Origin of the sequence: Erwinia typographi (assembly GCF_000773975.1) — a bacterium.
Lineage (GTDB): Bacteria > Pseudomonadota > Gammaproteobacteria > Enterobacterales > Enterobacteriaceae > Erwinia > Erwinia typographi.
This window is the reverse complement of the sequence record NZ_JRUQ01000060.1, coordinates 1-18828: the sequence shown is the minus strand read 5'-3', so window position 1 is coordinate 18828 and position 18828 is coordinate 1. Positions and strand designations below refer to the sequence as shown.

The 18828-nt window shown below is 53.0% G+C and carries 23 protein-coding genes and 1 pseudogene; 16 read left to right on the top strand and 8 right to left on the bottom strand.

Annotated elements, in window-relative coordinates; all coding sequences use genetic code 11:
- Positions 1-246 precede the first annotated feature (246 nt).
- The 3 genes from NG99_RS21040 to NG99_RS21030 form a co-directional block, all read right to left on the bottom strand.
- Positions 247-966: a tyrosine-type recombinase/integrase gene (locus NG99_RS21040; protein WP_034897335.1), complete on the bottom strand. Its 720-nt coding sequence runs from the start codon at positions 964-966 to the stop codon at positions 247-249.
- Positions 967-2012: 1046 nt separating this feature from the next.
- Positions 2013-2306, bottom strand: a complete 294-nt coding sequence (locus NG99_RS21035; protein ID WP_084110603.1) for a hypothetical protein — start codon at positions 2304-2306, stop codon at positions 2013-2015.
- Positions 2307-3158 (bottom strand): ParA family protein, encoded by an 852-nt coding sequence (locus tag NG99_RS21030; protein WP_052130818.1) that lies wholly within the window; start codon positions 3156-3158, stop codon positions 2307-2309.
- A gap of 1556 nt (positions 3159-4714) precedes the next feature.
- Here NG99_RS21030 and aqpZ point away from each other — a divergent pair.
- From aqpZ to NG99_RS20995, 8 genes are all read left to right on the top strand, one after another.
- A complete protein-coding gene (gene aqpZ, locus NG99_RS21025; RefSeq protein WP_034897333.1) occupies positions 4715-5410 on the top strand; it encodes an aquaporin Z in 696 nt (231 codons plus the stop codon).
- A 101-nt stretch (positions 5411-5511) separates the two neighbouring features.
- Entirely contained in the window at positions 5512-6111 is a 600-nt protein-coding gene (locus NG99_RS21020) for a DUF2913 family protein (protein ID WP_034897348.1), read from the top strand.
- A 369-nt stretch (positions 6112-6480) separates the two neighbouring features.
- On the top strand, positions 6481-7059 hold the full coding sequence (locus NG99_RS21015; RefSeq protein WP_034897330.1) for a recombinase family protein: 579 nt from the start codon (positions 6481-6483) through the stop codon (positions 7057-7059).
- Between the two features lie 2 nt (positions 7060-7061).
- Entirely contained in the window at positions 7062-7343 is a 282-nt protein-coding gene (locus NG99_RS21010; protein WP_034897327.1) for a hypothetical protein, read from the top strand.
- A 3-nt stretch (positions 7344-7346) separates the two neighbouring features.
- Complete coding sequence (locus NG99_RS30390) at positions 7347-7415, top strand: DUF333 domain-containing protein (RefSeq protein ID WP_072017637.1); 69 nt, start codon at positions 7347-7349, stop codon at positions 7413-7415.
- Positions 7399-7821 (top strand): DUF4186 domain-containing protein, encoded by a 423-nt coding sequence (locus NG99_RS21005; protein WP_408606426.1) that lies wholly within the window; start codon positions 7399-7401, stop codon positions 7819-7821. The genes NG99_RS30390 and NG99_RS21005 overlap by 17 nt, the downstream gene beginning before the upstream one ends.
- A gap of 190 nt (positions 7822-8011) precedes the next feature.
- Complete coding sequence (locus NG99_RS21000) at positions 8012-8254, top strand: type II toxin-antitoxin system ParD family antitoxin (protein WP_034897324.1); 243 nt, start codon at positions 8012-8014, stop codon at positions 8252-8254.
- Positions 8247-8531 carry a type II toxin-antitoxin system RelE/ParE family toxin gene (locus NG99_RS20995; protein ID WP_034897321.1) on the top strand — a complete coding sequence of 95 codons (285 nt, stop codon included), beginning with the start codon at positions 8247-8249 and terminating at the stop codon, positions 8529-8531. The genes NG99_RS21000 and NG99_RS20995 overlap by 8 nt, the downstream gene beginning before the upstream one ends.
- An 836-nt stretch (positions 8532-9367) precedes the next feature.
- Here NG99_RS20995 and NG99_RS20990 read toward each other — a convergent pair.
- The 3 genes from NG99_RS20990 to NG99_RS20980 are packed head-to-tail and all read right to left on the bottom strand — an operon-like array spanning position 9368 to position 11498.
- The gene (locus NG99_RS20990) at positions 9368-10084 is read right to left on the bottom strand and encodes an SDR family oxidoreductase (protein ID WP_034897319.1); all 717 of its coding nucleotides are present in this window, start codon (positions 10082-10084) and stop codon (positions 9368-9370) included.
- Positions 10085-10136: 52 nt separating this feature from the next.
- The gene (locus NG99_RS20985; RefSeq protein ID WP_034897317.1) at positions 10137-10805 is read right to left on the bottom strand and encodes a peroxiredoxin-like family protein; all 669 of its coding nucleotides are present in this window, start codon (positions 10803-10805) and stop codon (positions 10137-10139) included.
- A 60-nt stretch (positions 10806-10865) separates the two neighbouring features.
- Entirely contained in the window at positions 10866-11498 is a 633-nt protein-coding gene (locus NG99_RS20980) for a glutathione S-transferase family protein (protein WP_034897315.1), read from the bottom strand.
- Positions 11499-11620: 122 nt separating this feature from the next.
- Here NG99_RS20980 and NG99_RS20975 point away from each other — a divergent pair, with 122 nt between their 5' ends.
- The 7 genes from NG99_RS20975 (at position 11621) to NG99_RS20945 (ending at position 16539) form a co-directional block, all read left to right on the top strand.
- Entirely contained in the window at positions 11621-12505 is an 885-nt protein-coding gene (locus tag NG99_RS20975) for a LysR family transcriptional regulator (protein WP_034897313.1), read from the top strand.
- Between the two features lie 116 nt (positions 12506-12621).
- Positions 12622-13386 carry an enoyl-CoA hydratase/isomerase family protein gene (locus NG99_RS20970; RefSeq protein WP_034897310.1) on the top strand — a complete coding sequence of 255 codons (765 nt, stop codon included), beginning with the start codon at positions 12622-12624 and terminating at the stop codon, positions 13384-13386.
- Positions 13387-14296: 910 nt separating this feature from the next.
- Positions 14297-14920, top strand: a complete 624-nt coding sequence (locus NG99_RS30060; RefSeq protein ID WP_232298353.1) for a ParA family protein — start codon at positions 14297-14299, stop codon at positions 14918-14920.
- Positions 14921-14979: 59 nt separating this feature from the next.
- Complete coding sequence (locus tag NG99_RS20960) at positions 14980-15207, top strand: hypothetical protein (protein ID WP_034897308.1); 228 nt, start codon at positions 14980-14982, stop codon at positions 15205-15207.
- 27 nt (positions 15208-15234) lie between these two features.
- Positions 15235-15792, top strand: a complete 558-nt coding sequence (locus tag NG99_RS20955; RefSeq protein WP_157032671.1) for a hypothetical protein — start codon at positions 15235-15237, stop codon at positions 15790-15792.
- A gap of 66 nt (positions 15793-15858) precedes the next feature.
- Positions 15859-16065 carry a hypothetical protein gene (locus NG99_RS20950; RefSeq protein ID WP_034897304.1) on the top strand — a complete coding sequence of 69 codons (207 nt, stop codon included), beginning with the start codon at positions 15859-15861 and terminating at the stop codon, positions 16063-16065.
- A gap of 198 nt (positions 16066-16263) precedes the next feature.
- Entirely contained in the window at positions 16264-16539 is a 276-nt protein-coding gene (locus NG99_RS20945) for a hypothetical protein (RefSeq protein ID WP_034897301.1), read from the top strand.
- Positions 16540-16606: 67 nt separating this feature from the next.
- Here the strand turns inward: NG99_RS20945 and umuC are convergent, their stop codons facing one another.
- Together umuC and umuD are read right to left on the bottom strand one after the other, a co-directional pair.
- The gene (gene umuC / locus NG99_RS20940) at positions 16607-17878 is read right to left on the bottom strand and encodes a translesion error-prone DNA polymerase V subunit UmuC (protein WP_034897299.1); all 1272 of its coding nucleotides are present in this window, start codon (positions 17876-17878) and stop codon (positions 16607-16609) included.
- Positions 17878-18333 carry a translesion error-prone DNA polymerase V autoproteolytic subunit gene (umuD, locus tag NG99_RS20935; protein WP_034897297.1) on the bottom strand — a complete coding sequence of 152 codons (456 nt, stop codon included), beginning with the start codon at positions 18331-18333 and terminating at the stop codon, positions 17878-17880. Before umuD ends, umuC begins: the two co-directional genes overlap by 1 nt.
- Positions 18334-18712: 379 nt before the next feature.
- Between umuD and NG99_RS28445 the strand changes: the two are divergent.
- Positions 18713-18828: pseudogene (locus NG99_RS28445) on the top strand (DNA methylase); the annotation flags it as partial.

Here is an 18828-nt window from a genome sequence, read left to right as displayed (position 1 = left end):
TACCGGAGACTGACGGGTTCTGCGGGGATGACGGACCGGAGAGCCGGCAGGAAAGCCAGGCCCTGACCTGCTCATGGGCCCGGGTGTATTCAGCGGCGTGATGAGTGTAATTCTTTTGTGTTACTTATAAATTACATTCAGGCGCAGCCCCGGGCTTTTTCCATTCGCCGGCAGGGCAGAGTGTCTGACGCCGCCGGCTGAGGTTCAGCGGACGGCCCCGGCCATGCGGATGTGATCCCGACCTCCTCACGTGCTCTTCCGGTTTGTCAGAAGATGGCCGTAGTCGCGGTGATCCAGCGAGAAGGTCACGCCCAGCCGGGGCGCCACGTCCAGCGCAAACACCTTGAGATAGACCTCCGTGCTTTCGTAGCGTTCATGTCCCATATAGGCCTGCACCACTTTCGGCGGCACATGATTAAAAAACAGGTGCATCGCAAAGCTGTGCCGCAGCGTTTTGGGGTTGATCACCGGCAGGGCAAATTCAATCCCGTCTTTCTCCGCTCTGCTGACCGCCTGCTGAAGCCACAGCCAGGCGGTTTTCCGGCTGACGTCAAATAACGGCCGGCGGCGGCCGGGTCTGAACGTGGCCAGATAGCGGCCGAGCTCCGCGACGCAGGCGGCATCCAGCAGCGGGACGATACGCGCGGTTTTCTCGCCGGCAGCGGGGCGTCCTCTCCCCCGCTGTCGCTGTTTCAGCGTCCGCAGCCGGATGCAGGGACGCGGGCCCCCGAGCTGCAAATCTTCCGGCGTCAGGGTCAGGGCTTCGGTGATCCGGGCGCCGGTGTTCCACAGCGTGGCGAACAGCATGCGCTGCCGCTCATCCGGCAGATAGTGCAGCAGCACGGCCACTTCGGGCGCCAGCAGGTATTTTGGCAGGCAGGGCTGCAGGAGGGCCATGCGGCGCAGTGCGATGGCCGTCTCCCAGGGCGTCACGGGAACCGGGTGTTCGCCGCTGGTCATCAACATTCTTCCCCCTTAACGCTGGCATTCAGCGTCTGTCAGTTGAAATGCTTCAATAATACTCTTGTATTTCTTTTGTAATGCATTTAAGCGCCTGCGTCCCGGTGAGGCGGAAAGCCCGGTTCAGAAAAGCCGTCGCGGGAACGGTTGCCTGACGCCGGTACGGATATCCGCCCGCGGGTTACGGCGCCCGGCACAATGTATTTCATATGTATTACCTGTGTGCGCTGTGTGAATTCTGCAGGGTAACACCCCCGCCCGTCAGGAATTATTCACAGAGCGACGCCGGGCCGTTTTTGTCTATTCTGACAGTCCCGGAGGCCGGACGCCACGGGAATAATTCGCCGCGGGCCTGCCCGCCAGGTAACAGATACCGGAATAAACGTATTTTGTTACCGATTTTTTTTCGGACCTGTGCCGGGAGGAAAAGGGCATTCCCGCCCGGAGAGCCCGCCGCACCGGGCCCGGCGCGGGGAAGAAGCGCCGCGGCGCCCCCGGTCGCCCGGTGAAACACTCTGCCTGTATGGTTACCCCGGCATGCGGAAAGACAGACGTGGCCCGTTTCCGGTCACAAAAGAACCGCCCCGGCGGGGGAGTTCCGGACCTGCACGCGGCAGACGTTATACGGCCCCCGTTCACCGGCAGGAGAACGGGGGCCTGGCAGGGAAAAAATGGCCCGGCCGGCCGGGCGTTATCGCTGAAGGGTATCCGGTGCGCTCAGCCTGTGATATTGGTGCCGCTCTCCTGTATAAAAAAACGGTGGCGGCGGCATAACCGGTGAAACGACGGGCTGGAAGGAGCTCTGTGCTGTCGGGGGCGGGGCGCGAGTGTGGAACTGACTGTATTTCTTATGTAATTCACAGGTAATACGGCTGCCGGATTTCTTCATCCCCGGCGGCCGCGGCCCGCATTCATGATCCGGTCCGGCGCCTTACCGAGGGGACCTGCGTCATGGCGGGCCACCGGTTCATTCAGCGGTCACGTTAAAGGTTTTCATGACATTGTCCTTCCTTTGTGTAATACAGGCGAATTACACTTGTAATTTTTGTGTATTATAAATACTCCTTTATCATCTCCAGCATTTTCTCCGGCCCGGACTCCCGGGCCAGGTACAGCGCGGCACGCAGCACGGTGGAACCGGTGATGGTTTTGGTGGTGAGCGCCTGGATGTCATCAGCCAGCCCGCTGCACATCACTTTTTCCGCCGGCGTCATCCGGACCGTTCTGGGGTTCTCACTTGTCGTCCTGTTCCTGTTGACTTTTACGTTGGAAAGGCGGGGTTTCACCTCTCCCTGTGCGTCACCCGGTCTGACCATCGCCGGACGGGTAAGAGGACCTTTCGCCATTTATGCCTCCCCGGCTGAAAAAAGCGTTTCAAGTTCACGCATCAGCGCCCGGTAATCGTTCAGGACCAGGGCGCCCCTGTTGTAATACCAGAGCGGGACGCAGGCAACCTGGGCCTGTGAGATGTTCTCATCAGCCCTGATGCGGGTGTTCAGATAATGATCCCGGGTCCGGGCATTGTTGGCCAGCTGCTCATGAAGGTAGGCGTTCATCTTTTTCTTGGCCCCGTTGTACTCATTGCGGAATACGCTGAACCGGGTGAAGCGGGTTTCCCTTATCTCGTCGAGATAGTCAAGTACCACCTCCAGCCCGGTCAGCGAAAAGCTGCCGCCATCGACGGGTATAAGCACATGATCCGACGTATAAGCCGCATTCGTGGTGGACAGGTTCAGACCCGGAGAGCAGTCGATGAAAATATAGCTGAATCTGTCCATCACCGGCTGCAGGTGACGGAACAGGATTTTTTCGCGGTGGTGCCGGGTCAGGCAGTTCTCCATCACGCGCTCAAACGAAGGATCTGAGGGGATGATAAAGAGATTACCGACAGCCTCATCACCGCTGACGGCCGGAATGATTGCATCAGATATGCTGAACCGCGGGTTGGTATACAAATCGCAGATGGTATGACCATACTGCGCGTGGTATTTTTTCCCGTTCGCCAGTACCTCTGTCGAGTTCGCCTGCTGATCCCCGTCGATAAGCAGTACCCGGCGCCCGGCCTGCGCGAAGCTCATGGCGAGGTTCGTGATGGTGGATGTTTTGCCGGCCCCCCCCTTATTATTCATGATGGCAATGATGCGGGCCCGGGTGCCGGCCAGCGTTGTCAGCTGAGACTGCGGTGAAATGTCTGACATGATAACTCCTGTCACAGTGAAATACAGATGTGTTACGTTTTATCGGCAGTAATCCGCCCTCCCCTGCGATGACTATAACTTCAAGATTGTAATACACAAGTGTTTTTTATGAGCTACATATGTAATCTTACCCCTCCGCAGGACGGTGACCTCTGACGGAAAGGCATCGTGCTGTCCGCGTGGAGCCGTAAAGCGCCCAGCCTGCCGGGCTGCCTGCTCCTGAGGCCCCGCCGGGGCGGTTTGCCGGCGGGAGAGGCTCCGGCGGCTCCTCACCCCCTGTCAACACCACGCTCAGTGGTGTCAGCGCCAGGTTGCCCGTGCAGACTGTTTCACTGCTGTCTCCGGTGTGAATGCCCCGTGGAGACAGGAAATTACCGGGAGATTGATTTAAGTCAATATTTCTCTGCCGTATCAAAGGGGTATCAGGCTGTTGTTTAACGTTCAACGGGCATACTGTGTCGTGTGAATAAGCGCATTCACAACCCTGATGAAGTAAAAGACGTTAACCTTGCTTTTCTCAACTTTTAATCGTTATGTTCGGTTACGCCCTGAAGAGAGGGCGTTTTTTTCAGTTGAGATCTCCCTGCTGCGCTGTTTAAATCAACATCCCCGATCTGTCGCCACAGCCGTCACCGCAGTAAGTGCAGCCGCCGTTTTCTCTCCTGTCCATTCACATACCGGTAAAGCCAGGCCCTGTCGGGTCGTGTTGCGGATGCGCGGTCGGCCGGGAAGATCACACAGGCTCCCCATGTCAGTATCAACCACGTTTAGCTTTCATTCATGCCACTCAGGGTATATTTAATGGTGCACATAACCCGATCCGTTATGTGTGGGTAGTTCACAGTTTAAAATAGTTTACCTGTTGTATTTCCTTTGCCGCCTGGCTGTCTGGTTCCCGGCGGCTTTTTTTATTATTCAGTCCCCGGTAACAGAGATGCAGGGACAGGGCCCGGCAGAACCGTTGACGTCTGATACTTCCTCCTGAAAATCATTATGGTTACTATTCTGACTGCCACAGGAGCGTTACCCCCAGGAGGGGAGCCTCCCGTTAACACACTCGTCAGTCCCCGGATTTCTCAGGCAGGGCGACAATTCCCTCTGATGTGAGGCGTCTGCATCACCCCATTGAACCACAATGATTTGAACTCTCGTTACCTCTGATCGCGATCGATTCAAATGCCAGACTTTGGTAAATTCAGACGCCATTTTGCATTCGTGCCAGCCGGAGAACAGCAAGTGCGACTTCACCGAATTCCGGGAAGGCCTCTCAGCGGCATGATTAGTTGCTGTGGATTGCCGTCTGGTTTAGACGCAGTTAGATAAAAAGGACGTCAGGCGATGTGCCGCCGCCCTCTGGCGAACGGTGATGCTGAACGTGGGCTGACGGGGCGCCGCACGGGTGGACTTAATGGTAGCGTTGTGGCTATGAGTTCCGCGTGGAGCGGAAACGTTGCCCCGTTACTTAACCGGCGGTTTCCCTTCGCTGCCGTCCTTCATTTATCATGCCCGGCATATCAGTGCGTCTGTTACTCATTAATAACCAAAGGAACTGAATCATGTTAAGAAAAAGTGCAGCCGAATTTTTCGGCACATTCTGGCTGGTGTTCGGGGGATGCGGCAGCGCCGTCCTGGCCGCTGCCTACCCGCAACTGGGCATTGGCTTCGCTGGTGTGGCTCTGGCGTTTGGGCTGACGGTACTGACCATGGCGTATGCCGTGGGGCATATTTCCGGCGGCCATTTCAACCCGGCGGTGACGCTGGGTCTGTGGGCCGGTGGGCGCATCACTTTCAGCGACGTCATCCCTTATATTATTTCACAGGTTGCTGGCGGGGTGGCGGCCGCAGGCGGCCTGTACCTGATTGCCAGCGGTAAGTCCGGCTTTGACGTGACCGCCAATGGCTTTGCCTCCAACGGCTTTGGTGAACATTCGCCGGGGGGCTATTCCCTGCAGTCGGCCATTATCGCGGAGCTGGTGCTGACGGCGTTTTTCCTGATTGTTATCCACGGTGCCACGGACAAACGCGCCCCGTCCGGTTTTGCCCCCATCGCCATTGGCCTGGCGCTGACCCTTATCCATCTTATCAGTATCCCGGTCACTAATACTTCGGTTAACCCGGCACGCAGCACCGCCGTGGCCATTTTTCAGGGGACCTGGGCCCTGCAGCAGCTCTGGGTATTCTGGGTTGTGCCGGTTGTGGGCGGCATGCTGGGGGGCCTGATTTACCGCACGCTTCTGCAGAGCCGGGACTGACCGGGTATACGCACTTTCTGCCCGGCACCGGACGTGACACTCCTCACCCTGCGTGGCTTTAGCGGCCCGCGGGGAATATGATTTGTGAGACTGACATGGATATGGATAACGGAAATACGTTTGCGGCCCATCTCGCCTGGTGCGGACTTGTCGCCCTTCACCTGGCCCGTCTTGACGGACAGGTCTGCTCCCCCGGGCAGGAGAATCTTTTTCTCACCCGGTGGCTGGCCACGGCTGAAAAACAGCGGCGGTTTCGCCGTGAGCTGGCAAATGACATCCGCTGGCTGCTGAAAGAAGGACGTGAAAAGGGAATGCGTGCCGACCTGCCCGGGAAACTGCATTATCTCTGGCGCGCCGGCAATGACCTGAAGGCGCAGAATGATTTGTTCCGCCTGCAACATGCGCTGCATGCGGTAAAACTCACCGGCTGGGATTACCGGGTGCTGAGCGAAAGCGAATGGTCCGGGCGTCGTGCGCTTAAAATCAGCCCCGCTGTGGCCGGTATTTACCTGAAAAAAAGCGCGCTGGAGAACGGGTTCAGCCTAGAGGGGGTTCAGATAAGCCCCCTGCCGGTGCGTATTAACGGTAACCTTTCAGCTCTTGACACCCTGCTTGAGCGTGCAGGGTGGTACCGGGTTTCAGTACCCGACGAGCCTCAGTTACATTATCTCCGGGCGGTGGTGTCCCCGGGTGGAAATTAATGCCCGGCCATACACCGGATTCGATGTGAAAAGCGGGTGCCATTATTCCGTTTTTTAGCCAGGGCTGTTCGGTGCTCACTTCGCTGTGCTCCGCCTCAGTCCTGGCTAAAAACGTTACTGGTTCATTTCAGGAGAAACAGGCCGGGGAACTTTCAGAAGTGACGCGACTTCTGATCTCTCTGGAGGAATTGGTGGTTGTAAGCGACAAGCCGCCATATTTTTGCCATCTGCGATTTTAGTGTCCGTAAGAGGATCGTTCAGCGGACAGTAAAAAATTACATTTACACTTCAGAGAAAATCATTGCTGACGTTGTCTCATATAACTGGTACGGTATCAATCTCTTTCATGGCCCCTTAAACGTACACTTTATGACTGCAATACAGATTGGCTATGCCCGCTGCTCTAAGGACAAGCAGGATTTGACTGTCCAGCAGGAAGCCCTGGCTAAGCTCGGCGTATCCCCGGACAGGATTTACACCGACAGAGGACTGACAGGGTCAAACCGGCAGAGACCTGGGCTGGATCAGGCGCTGGCCGCTGTGCGCCGTGGTGACACCCTGGTTGTACCAAAACTTGATCGGCTGGCGCGCTCGGTACCTGATGCGCGTGACATTGCGGATGCATTACAGGCCAGGGGCGTGAAGCTGGCGCTGGGAGCCAGCCTCTACGATCCGGAAGACCCGGTGGGGAAAATGTTTTTTAACGTTCTGGCAACGTTTGCTGAGTTCGAGGGCGACCTGATTCGCCTGCGTACCCGGGAAGGTATGGCTATTGCGCGAGCTAAAGGAAAACTGCGGGGGAAGCAACCCAAACTGTCTGAGAAACAACAGAAAGAACTGTGCCGGATGCATGAAACCGGGCAGTACTCGATTAGCGATCTGGCTGAGTTATTTTCAGTCTCGCGGCCAACCGTTTACAGAACACTTTCACGTAATCATAAGGAATGAATATGCGGATCCCGGAACAGGTTATCCTGTCTGCCCTGCAAAACGGCGCGTGTATCAAAACTTTTTACCGGGCATCAGCCCGGCTGGCTGGTTCAACGAATCGTCGAATCCCTGACGGATATGTAATGGAATCGCCAGGTGAGCGGCATGAGGTCATTCTGAGCCAGACCGATTTTCTGTCTGTGGAAAAACGACTTGCAGAAACAGAAACCTGGGAGCAAATCGTGGGGATCGTTCTTTTCGGTGGCAGTACCTGGACGCTTCGCCCCGACATGGACGATTAATCAGTGAGATACTGTACGCTGCCTGGCGGTGAGCGCGTGGAAGAGTGGACGCTGTATCGCCGTGACCATTGATGATCTTTTTTTGCGGCTGTCCCGCTCTCAGTTCCGGCTGCGTTTCCATCTGGGCAGGGCTGAATATCAGTACTGCCTGAAAAAAGGTGAAGCGCAAATCCGGCAGCATGCCACAGATTTCATCAAAGAACGGCTGGCACCAGCCGTTCCGGCTAATGATGGCAAACAAACCCCCATGCGCGGGCATCCGGTATTTATCGCGCAACATGCCACGGCAACCTGTTGTCGCGGTTGTCTGAGTAAATGGCATAACATCCCGCCATGGCAGCCACTGACTGAAGGTCAGCAAGCCTGGATGGTGGAGGTTTTGCTGCACTGGCTCCAGCAGGAAATGCAGCGCCCGCTGCCGCCTGAAAAGAAACCAAAAAATAAACCCGATCAGAGTCAGCAACTGGATTTGCTGTAGCGGAGCTGCCCAGGCAGAGGCGCTGTACTGACCCAACGCCTGTCGTTTTTATAGCGCGGTATTCGGGGGCAGGGTCAATTAAATTCGTCAGAAAGCCTCAGAAAAATCTTCTGTTTCTGCTCGCAGAGTAAAATTGACATAAGCAGCCCGGATTTTTATAGTTGTGTTGATTATTCACACAGGGGGCAATATGGCCAGAACAACCAGCGTAACGATCGGTGAACAACTGGATTCGTTTGTCAGTCAGTTAATAGATAGCGGCCGATATGGTTCGGTTAGCGAAGTGATGCGGTCGGCATTGCGACTACTGGAACAGCAGGAAACGAGCAATGAAGCTGTCAGGCAGGCGGTTGTAAAGGGACTGGAAAGCGGCGAAAGCACTCTTTCATTGCATGATATCGCGGAACAAAGAAAGCGCATGCAACGTGTATAAGCTGACAGAGATCGCGGTAGAAGACTTTGCCGGTATATATGATTACACCCTCCAAAAGTTTGGGGAACAGCAGGCAGACCATTATACAGACGAGCTGGAGGCTTTCTTTCTCTTGCTGGCAGATATGCCCGAAATGGGGCGGGATTACCCTGCTGTACCGGAAATCATGCGAATTGATTTTCAGCGCCACTCTATTTTTTATTGTATCCGCGCGTCGGATATTTTAATTATTCGCATTTTGCATCAACAAATGAATCACTTACGTCATTTTAAATAACTCATTTGAGGGGGCTACAGTCCATTTATGGGCAGGGCTGTGGCGTTTCCAAAGATATAGCCGATTAACCTTTTTCACCTGTCACAAATACGTTCGATTATGTGACAGTCTGCATCAGAACACTTTCAATATCAAAAGTAGTCACTTAATCCGTCATTAAATCTAAGGTTCGCAAAGGGGGGGTAAGGAGTAGTTATGTGACGTATTTTCAAATGAATATCATTTCAGTGAACACAGCTTGCTAACGATCCAAAGAGCCCTTAACAGGGCAGGAAGTAACAAGCCACCAAAATTTTGTAGAACCAGCACTTAAAAGCATAATGGCCCTCAAGCGCCATGGCTGGTCCGTGGTCTCGAGCACTCCTCTGCGTCGATCGGTTGATAATCCTGAATATCAGCTCCTTAATCCTCGTATCAGAGCGGCTTCCGGAAGTTTGAAATACCAGACGTTGTGACCGACGGTACGAACTGACTACTTATGAATCGCCTTAAAAAGCTATCCGGTGATTACAGGTTCCCAACGCTAAAACGCGCCTAACTACCTGGTCTCGTTAACTGTTCTGCTCCGCGCAGACTAAGTTTGTAGTCAATAACCGAGACAGAACCCCTTCTGGATCGATGCGCACTAATACCTGGCCAGAGATGTGGAAGTAGGCATTCATAGCAACGCCTCGCCCCACCAGTTTGGGGAGCGAGGAGCTTATTACATTATCTCTGTACAGAGATTTTTTGCGCCGCGACGGCATTCCCGGCCTGTGCTTAGAATCTGTCGCTTTCAGAAAAACTGAAGATCAATCAAGCCATCCCTAGACTGGCCCTCTGAATTTTTTGCGCGCTCAGAAAATCAAATTTCCTATTGATGCACCACCATCCACATGCAGCGTCTGACCTGTCATAAACGCCGCATCCTCAGACATAAGAAACGCGATGGTTGCCGCAATTTCATCTGGCTTACCAAATCTCTTCATTGGCACGCCATTAAGATATCGCTGTTCACCCGCACTACCCTCCGGATTATTGGCGCGAAAGAGTTCTGTTTCTGTCGGACCTGGCGCAACCGCATTGACGGTAATGCCTGTCTGTGCGAGTTCAAGCGCCCAGCTACGTGTAAAGCTAATCAGTGATGCTTTGGCCGCGGCATAAGCGGTACGCTCCACACTGCCGAGCACGGTCAGGCTGGAAAGATTAACGATCCTCCCCCATCCTCTTTCTTTCATTCCCGCTAATATGGCCTGCGTTCCCAGTAATGCTGGATATAAATTGACACGCATTACCTCTTCTAAAGAAATTAAATCAACTTTTCCGAGACGCTGTGGCTTAACCAGACCGACGTTATTAACGATTCCGTCGAAGTCATAACGCCGGCGCAGTGCTTTAAACGCCTTCTGTGATGCGTCAGCGTCTGAAAGATCGGCGCTGATTAGCGTTCCGGGAAAACTTTCTGCGGTGCCTCGTGCAAGTCCCACGACCTGATGTCCAGCGGCGGCGAGACGGTAGGCTAGCGCCAGACCAATACCTTTACTGGCCCCTGTAATAAGAAAGGTTCTCTTCATCTTTGACTCCGGTTAATGACCTATGGTGCTGTCTGCAGGAGGTCAGGATGTTTTACATGCTACGGATGCGGCGCAGGGAAGGCAGTATGTCTTCAGGATCAGGGCGACGCGTGTAGTCCGGGTTCACCTCGGCATAAATGATGGTGCCATGCTGATCTATGACATAGCGCGCAGGCATCGGAAGCGTCCAGCTTTCGTCTCCGTTAAACTGTGGCAAATCGTTTTTGAGATTTTTGTACAACTCAATAAGATAATCCGGCAACGCAAAGCGCAGACCAAACGCCGCCGCTACGTCGTTATGAGAATCGGAAAGAATCGGGAAACTCAGCGCATTCTTACGCACAGATTTGCGACTGTTGGGTGCGGTTTGCGGTGAAATGGCCAGCAGGCTGGCGCCAAGCGCCTGAAATTCAGGCAATGCATCTTCAAGCGCCTGCAATTCCATGTTGCAGTAGGGACACCAGACGCCCCTGTAAAAACTCAGCACCAGCGGCCCCTTTAAAAGTAACCCGGCGGAAGAAACCGGCTGACCCGTCGGATCATTAAGCGTAAACAGCGGTGCCTTGTCACCGGCTTTAAGCGCCGACTGTGTGGCACCCGATTCAATAAGTTCCCGGGTTGCCCTGTGCATGGTTTCAATCACCGCATGGGGTACGTTGTAAGGCGGTTTTCCAGCTTCAAAATCCGCCTTAAAAGCATCGAGCTTAGCTTGTAATGTCATGATAATTTCCAGGTTTATGGTGCAGAAGCGATATCAGGTGCTGGCATGCCCTGAATGTTTTCAGTGATTGGTAAGCGCCCTCACGCGTTCGATGGCGCGCTGCACGGCGGATCTTGAAGAGACTTCGCTAAACCAGCGTGCGATATGAGGCGCACCTTCCAGACTTACACCGGCAAACTCACGACGCCAGAACCAGCCAAAGTGCGCGATATCGGCAATAGAAAATTCGTTGCCGGCAACATACGTGTTACGGGAAAGAACAGCATCCAGCACGGTTACCGTGCGCGCCGCTTCAGTTGAGAAACGCTGGAGTGCCATCGGCTGAGGTTCTGCAGCATGGCGCTGAAAGAAACCAGCCTGACCAAAAGCGGGGCCCAGACCAGAAGCATGGAAAAATAACTGTTCGAACACGCGAGCTCTTGCCGGGCCGTCAGCAGGTAACAGTCGTCCGTTTTTCTCAGCAAGATAGACAAGAATGGCGGCCGATTCAGTAAGCACCAGACGCTCAGAGGGCGACTGAGTATCAACCAGAACCGGCACTTTTCCATTCGGGTTAAGTGCAAGAAATTCAGCGGTTTTCTGCTCGTCATTACGCACATTGACAGAGTGTAAAACGTAGTCGATTCCTAATTCTTCCAGGGCTATCAACACCTTAATGCTGTTCGGCGTGGCGAATGCATACAGGTCGATCATATTCATTTCCTTTTCCAAAAATATTCAGTTATGAGTTGAATTGCTGAATGACATATTTGCTGGCCACCATATGGAATGGTAGATATTATCTCGTGATAACAATTATTCTTTAAGGGAATAACATGGATCGCTTTCAGGCAATGAGCACCTATATACGCGTAGTGGATACCGGATCGTTTTCGGCTGCCGCCCGGCAACTTCATATTGGCCAGCCAGCTGTTTCAAAAATTGTTGCTCAGCTTGAAGCTCATCTGCAGACCAGTTTAATTACCCGTTCCACCCACGGGCTAACACCCACTGAAGCGGGGCAACGCTTTTATGAGCGGGCGAAAATTGTTTTGCAGGAAGTGGACGAAGCGGAGCTGACCGCCAGGGGGGCAGGTAAAGGGCTTTCCGGTAAATTACGCATCTCGGCAGCAACCACCTTTGCCAGACTACATATCATTCCCCGTCTGTCCTGGTTTCTGGCAGAGCATCCGGAACTGGACGTTGACTTCATTCTTGATGACCGGGTCATCGATCTTATCGCTGAGGGTGTGGATGTTTCGTTACGCATGGGGTCACTGGCTGACTCATCTGCCGTGGCGCGAAGGCTGGCGACCAGTCCCCGCTCGGTTTTTGCCACGCAGGGCTATCTGATACAATATGGTGAGCCGAAAACACCCGCTGAGCTGGCAGACCATGAAGCTATTATCTATGACCCCCAACCCAGTATCTGGCCATTCACCCGCGAAGGCGCGGTAATTTCAACGTCGGTGAGAGGGCGTGTCCGCGTCAGCGCTGCAGAAGGACAACGTGCTGCCGTGCTGAGTCATATGGGATTTTGTATAGCCTCCGACTGGATGTTTGCAGAAGAACTCAGAAGCGGCAGCGTAGTAAAATTGCTAACTGAGTGGCAGCTGCCCGCCATTGATCTGTGGGCTGTATTTCCTAACGGACGACTGGCAAGCGCCAAGGCTCGCCAGTTCGCGGGATTTGTTGAGAAGATAATGGCAGATGCATCATAGTTCATTCTTATTTGGAATAGATGTTATCTAATTAAGGATGTAACTCATTTTAGGTGGAATGCATTAGTGTTGTTTCACGTCAGACCATAATGACTGGCATCAAAAAGGAACTCACTATGTCAACGCTTGAAACCTACAAGAATTCTTTTCCTAACGCCCACCTTACCCGTAAACCGAATGGCGTAATGGAAGTAAAATTTCACTCCCGGGGTGAAAAACTGGTTTTCGACGGTTATGTTCATGAGCAGTTTGTTGAGCTGTTTCACGCTATTGGCGAAGACCGTGAAAACCGCGCAGTAATCCTGACCGGCTCGGGCGATGCTTTCATGGATGCCATCAGCCCGGAAGGGTTTGATTTCTTTACCCCGGAGGGTTTCGATAAGATCCTTCGGGAAGGCAGAAAAGTGCTGAGTAATATTCTGGATATTGAAGTCCCGATGATTACAGCTCTTAACGGTCCGGTGGTGCTGCACAGTGAATATGCCTTACTGACAGATATTATTCTGGCAACGCCAGAAACGATATTCCAGGATAAACCGCATTTTGAGTTCGGCATTGTCCCCGGCGATGGCGTACACGTACTGTGGCCTGAGGTTATCGGCTCCATTCGCGGACGATATTTCCTCCTGACCCGTCAGGTACTTGATGCACAGACTGCCAAAGAGTGGGGGGTGGTGAATGAAATCGTTCCGGCTGGTCAACTTCTGGCCCGCGCTCACGAAATTGCTGATGGCATTGCAGCACTCCCGCCACTGACTTCCCGCTATACTCGCATTGCACTGACGCAGCCTCTGAGACGTCTGCTGGAAGAGGGGGTCGGTTATGGTCTGGCGCTGGAAGGGATCAGCGCCGCTCAGGTGGCTCGCAGCATGGCGCAGTAAGAACAGCTTATTTGTCCATTGCGACACTTTTTTATTACTTAAGATGGCGGTGCCCAACCGGGAGGAGGCAGCTCAATGACAAGCGATCATTTTCTATTTGCTTAAAACACCCCTTCATGCCTGTTCATAAGCGACCTTAGAAAGAGAAAAATATCCATTTTCCAAGCGGTCCTGAAAAGTATTTTTAAACAACGTCATATATTTTTTTTCCGGCTCAATCTCCGAGTAGGAAGCTGCTAAAATTTTGCATATACGCACTTTTTAACATTATGGCCCTTAAGCGCCCCGGCCGGTCCGGGTTCGTGACGAAACCGCCCTCCCCTCTTCAAAAGATCGCCTTTTCCCCGGCAAAAACGGCCGTTTTTTATGTTGCCGGTTTGTTATCAGAAACTGATTTTCCAACTGGGCGCAATTTTATGGCCAAAGCGCTATTTTGACCGGTTTTCTGTGGATTCAGTGAAGGGCTTCAGTTTGGGGTTTCACTCCTGCCGGTTCCTGCTTCTCCGGCCAGTACCCTACGATACTGGCAATCATATGCTTGTCAGCGGAAATCCCGGAGCCAAGGCGTAAGACATCAGGCTGTTACCGCACTACTATCAGTTGTGCCATCAGGCCCCCAGTTTAAGATCTTGCTCTACCCTCCCCTGACATAGGTTCAGAAAGAACGTTAGAATTCCGTTGATTTTTATTATCATGATTAAATGAAAGCATGATTTAATGCTTTCATTACTTGCGTTTCCTTAAGAGTTCGGTTAATCGCATACCGTTGGTTGTATGGGGTACTACAACTTAGTCAAATTTGTTTTCATGGTTACCATTCCTTATCATGATTTCATTACTTCATGCTTTCATTTATTGAGGTTTTATGTCATCTTGGCTTCTCAGCATGAAATAATGAAAGGGTGAAATCATGATTGTAGTTTCTTGTATAGGACAGAAAGGCGGTGGTTCAAAAAGTTCAACCGCCAGAACGCTGGCTGTAGGTTTTACGGATGCTGGATGGAAAACACATCTAGGTGACTTGGATGAAAAACAACAGACATCAATTCAATGGTGCAAGCGGCGTGAAGATGCTGGATTAAGCAACATTGATTGCGGTCTTTACCGTCGAGTGGATACGGCTGTTAAAATGAAAGCTCAGTGCGATCTTTTAATTCTCGACGGTAGACCAGCCGCTGAGACTACTTCGCTTAGCATTGCTATTGAATCTGACCTCGTCATTATTTCTACCGGTCCTACTATAGATGATCTCCAGCCTTCTCTCGAACTATGTCGCGAACTTATCCAAAAAGGGATACCAATGGAGCGACTGGTATTCCTCGTTGCCAAAACACCATCACTTGCTGAAGGGAAAAAAGCCCAAGCAACAATTCGGGCATGGGGATTTACTGTCCTCAATTCCACAATTCGTTTTCAGCCAGCATATGGACAGGCGCTGGATGCTGGGAGGGCATTGTTTGAAACTCCTTTCAAAACGTTAAACGACGAGGCTCGGGCGATGGTGGAAGAGATTCATGATATCATTAATGCGTGATATCATGAATTCATGATATAATTAATTCATGTTATCATTTTTTTTGACAGAGAGAATATATGAAAGGTCCAAGAAGCAGTATTAAACTGGCTCCGCCAGCTAGTTCAGAACCAACCCTGGATGTTACTGGGAAGGGGGCTATCCCTGATACAGAAATAAAACCAATCCAGATTAAGGTCCCGAACGCAAAACACAAAGAAATGAAAGCCTATGCTGCAGAGCAGGGGATTTCCATGACAGAAATGTTACTGGAAGGGTATCGCTTATTAAGAGATAAACGAGGATGATTTCATGAAATCATTACAGGGGTAAGTATGGGAACTTACATAAGAACTTGCGCGGAGGTCAAAAACGCGGAAGGGTGGCAACCGGTCAGCTACGGTGTGTTTCCCCCTACACTGTGGCACGACATGGACGGGTATGAATCCCCCGAGTATAGCGAGCCCTTTAAGGATCAGAATTACGGCATGTTTGGTTTTTTTGCCTACGAGAGGAATTACAGTCAGTGCCAGGTGCTGGCTGCGCCACGCGGATTTCCGCAGGACATTTCGGAAGAGGCGCTGCTGTTCCTGGTACCCGAAATCACGCAGACGGAATCATTCTGTGGTTACAGTCAGTCAGAACAGCCTCTGCCGGACGATGTGGGTGAGCGGATTGCCCTTTCACGGTCTGACACATACGGCTATTCCTGGCTGAGCGCCACGGAACTGACAGCGTTTGACTATGACCAGACGTTTACCGATCAGAACCCTGAAACACCGCAAACTATCAGCTACCGTGAATTTCTGGGTAAGCGGTATTTTCTGCACCTGGATGCGCTGAAAGCACTGAGTGTGCATGATGAGGTACGCGTGCTGTTCTGCTTTTATTGACGGTAAACCGTAAAGCACTGCTAGTGCTAATTGCACATGTTGAGTCATCAGTAATAAGGGGGTTAAATGTCTGGCATTATTTTTCATGGTATCACCGCCGCCGTATTCCTGATCATGGGGCTGTCTGCAGGTGCAGGACTGCTTTTTCACGGACATGAATATACTGCGGGGCAGTTCTGGAACATGGTGGGGTTGTGCGTTGCTTCGGGGCTGGCCTGGTTGTGGGCTGCTACCCAGGCAAAAGATGCTTGGTACATCATGAAAAGCCGGTAAGACATTCCGGCTGTTTTACACTATTTTTCATCACGTTCCAGCAATCTTCCAGAGCATTTGATTTGAATTTGATTAAAAATTAAGTCATGAAGTCATGAAGTCATGAAGTCATGAAGTCATGAAGTCATGGTTTTAGCTACAAGTTAGCAAAATTAACTAAGTTTTCCTACAGGACATCCTTCAAACAGCAGGTGATTTATGGAAACTGACTGGGCAGGCGCAATACAAATTATATCATTCATAATGATTGGTATCCTTGCAATAACGCTTTGTATGGTAGACCTCACTGAGCGAAAGTATCTTTCAACAATATCTCTGGCATTTTTATGCACGATCTCATCTGTAATACTTAAAGCGGAAATTACGTCATTGCTTTATAGGTCGATATTTTCATTATTTATAGCAGGGGGGATAGTCCTGCTTGTAAGAGCAGCATTCAACATCTCCAGAGGTAAGTCTGTCTTTTTTGACTAATGAGCGGCTACTTTCTATTACATCAAGAAAGGCGAGCTAATTGTGGGCGGTTTTGAACCTCATTATGTTAACACAGCCTGGCTGTAGGAATATCCTTCCACCGTGTAGTCCAGGCTGGTGACAACATTTCCCGCTTCATCTGCCAGGCTGGCTCAATGCCTTTTCCCGCAAAGCCGATCCGGAACCGCCCGGAGCGGTTCATCGCATCCAGCAGGTCCATCAGTTCATCACTGCCACGCCGGGGCGTCTGCTCACCGAACAGGTTCAGCTGCGCAACGCCGTCCGGCCTCAGCTCACTCAGCATCACGCCCGCTTTGGCATACCTGAACCCCGGACGCCAGATGGCATCGAGCGCCTGCACCGCCGCCCGGATGATGTCCCGGCTGTCGCGGGTGCCGGTGCCAAGCTTAATGGTGGCGGTGTTGCCGTAACCCGGCTTACCGGCATCAAACGGCGAGGTGCGGACAAAGCTCGCCACATGGTGGCAGTACTGGCCATCTTCCCGCAGCTTCTCCGACACGCGCTCCGCGTATCCGCAGATGGCCTGGCGCATGTCGTCATAGTTGGTAATGCGTTCGCCGAAGCTCCGGCTGACCACAATCTGCTGCTTAGGCGGCGGTGCCTCTTCCAGCGGGATGCAGCTTTCCCCGTTCAGCTCACGCACGGTCCGCTCCAGCACCACGCTGAATTTTTTCCGGATAAACGACGGGCTGGTGCGGGCCAGGTCCAGCGCCGTTTTAATTCCCATCGCCTGCAGCTGCTGCCCGAGACGTCGTCCCACTCCCCATACTTCCTCAACCGGCTGCAGGGACAGCAGTTTCTCCGTGCGGCGCGGGTTTTCCGGGGTAAGGGCAAGCACGCCGCCAAACTGCGGCCATTCTTTCCCGGCCCACTGGGCTGATTTTGCAAGCGTTTTACTTATGCCGCAGCCCACACCGATGGTGAGACCGGTACAGGCCCTGACGTGGGTGCGCAGCTGGCGGCCGAAGTCTTCAAAGGGCACCGATGCATCGATGCCCCGGACGTCGATGAACATCTCATCGATGGAGTACTGCTCGACGCGGGGCGCGAGTTCCTCAAGGCTGGCCATGACCCTCTGGCTGAGACTGTGGTACAGGGCATAGTTCGAACTAAATGTATGAATCTTAAACGGAAATGACTGCTCCTTTATTTTAAACCACGGTTCGCCCATTCGAACCCACGGACGGGCCTCCTTTGAACGGGCAATTACACAGCCGTCATTGTTTGAAAGGATGATAACCGGGTCATTTCTTATGCCCGGACGAAATACCTTCTCCGCGCTGGCGTAGAAGCTGTTGACGTCGGCGAGGGCAAACATCAGTTACGCCCGCGCGTGGTGTGGATGAAGTGGATCACCACGCCGAATATCTCCAGCCGGTCCGGATCAGGATACATCACCGGGTAAGCCGGGTTCATCGGCTGCAGGGCCAGCCGGGGCGTGGTCAGCAGGCTCTTGACGGTAAATTCCCCGTCCGTTTCGGCCACCACGATATCACCGTGTCCCGGCGTCAGGGATCGGTCCACGACCAGCAGGTCGCCATCGTACAGGCCGATGTCCTGCATGCTGCTGCCCGAGGCCCGCAGAAAATAGGTCGCGGCCGGATGGGCGATGCAGTACTCGTTCAGGTCAAGCTCCTGCTCGATGTAATCCCGTGCCGGGCTGGGGAAGCCGCAGGAGACTTTTTCCAGAAACAACGGGCAGGGGAGGGCAGGTGCACCTCTGTCCGGCCGGTAAAGCGTCAGCGCCTGGTGCGCCGGAGTAACTGTCCGCATGTCTGCCTCCTCAGAAAATAACTGTACGTATAACCAGTATTATTACAGCCCTTTTTCACCCGCGCAAGCCGCTCATTTTTCCCCTGTGAATTCAGCAAATAAGGAGGTCGCGCTGCTCCGCTGCTGAGCCGCTGCCCGTCCGCTGGCCGGACACCGGCAGGTATGAGGGTGCCGTGCCCTCACGGTAGCCGGGCTGCCGTTCAAACAAGGGAAGCTGTCGCCGTCCTGCTCACCCGTTCCCCGTCGGGCGCGGGACATTCAGTCCGCTCCGGCGGCGCGTGCGGCTTGCGCGTCCGCACCTGTTTGCCCGCCTTATCGCCCGGCTTTGTGGTGGTCACGGCACCAGAGGGGTGTCCTTTGCAGACTGAGGAGTGCGCATATGTCCCGTTTTATCCTGGGTGAGTCCACCGCCGTAATGGCCGGTTTTCCGTCGGGCGCCATTGATTTCATCCTCACCGATCCACCGTACATGGTCGGCTTTACCGACCGTTCCGG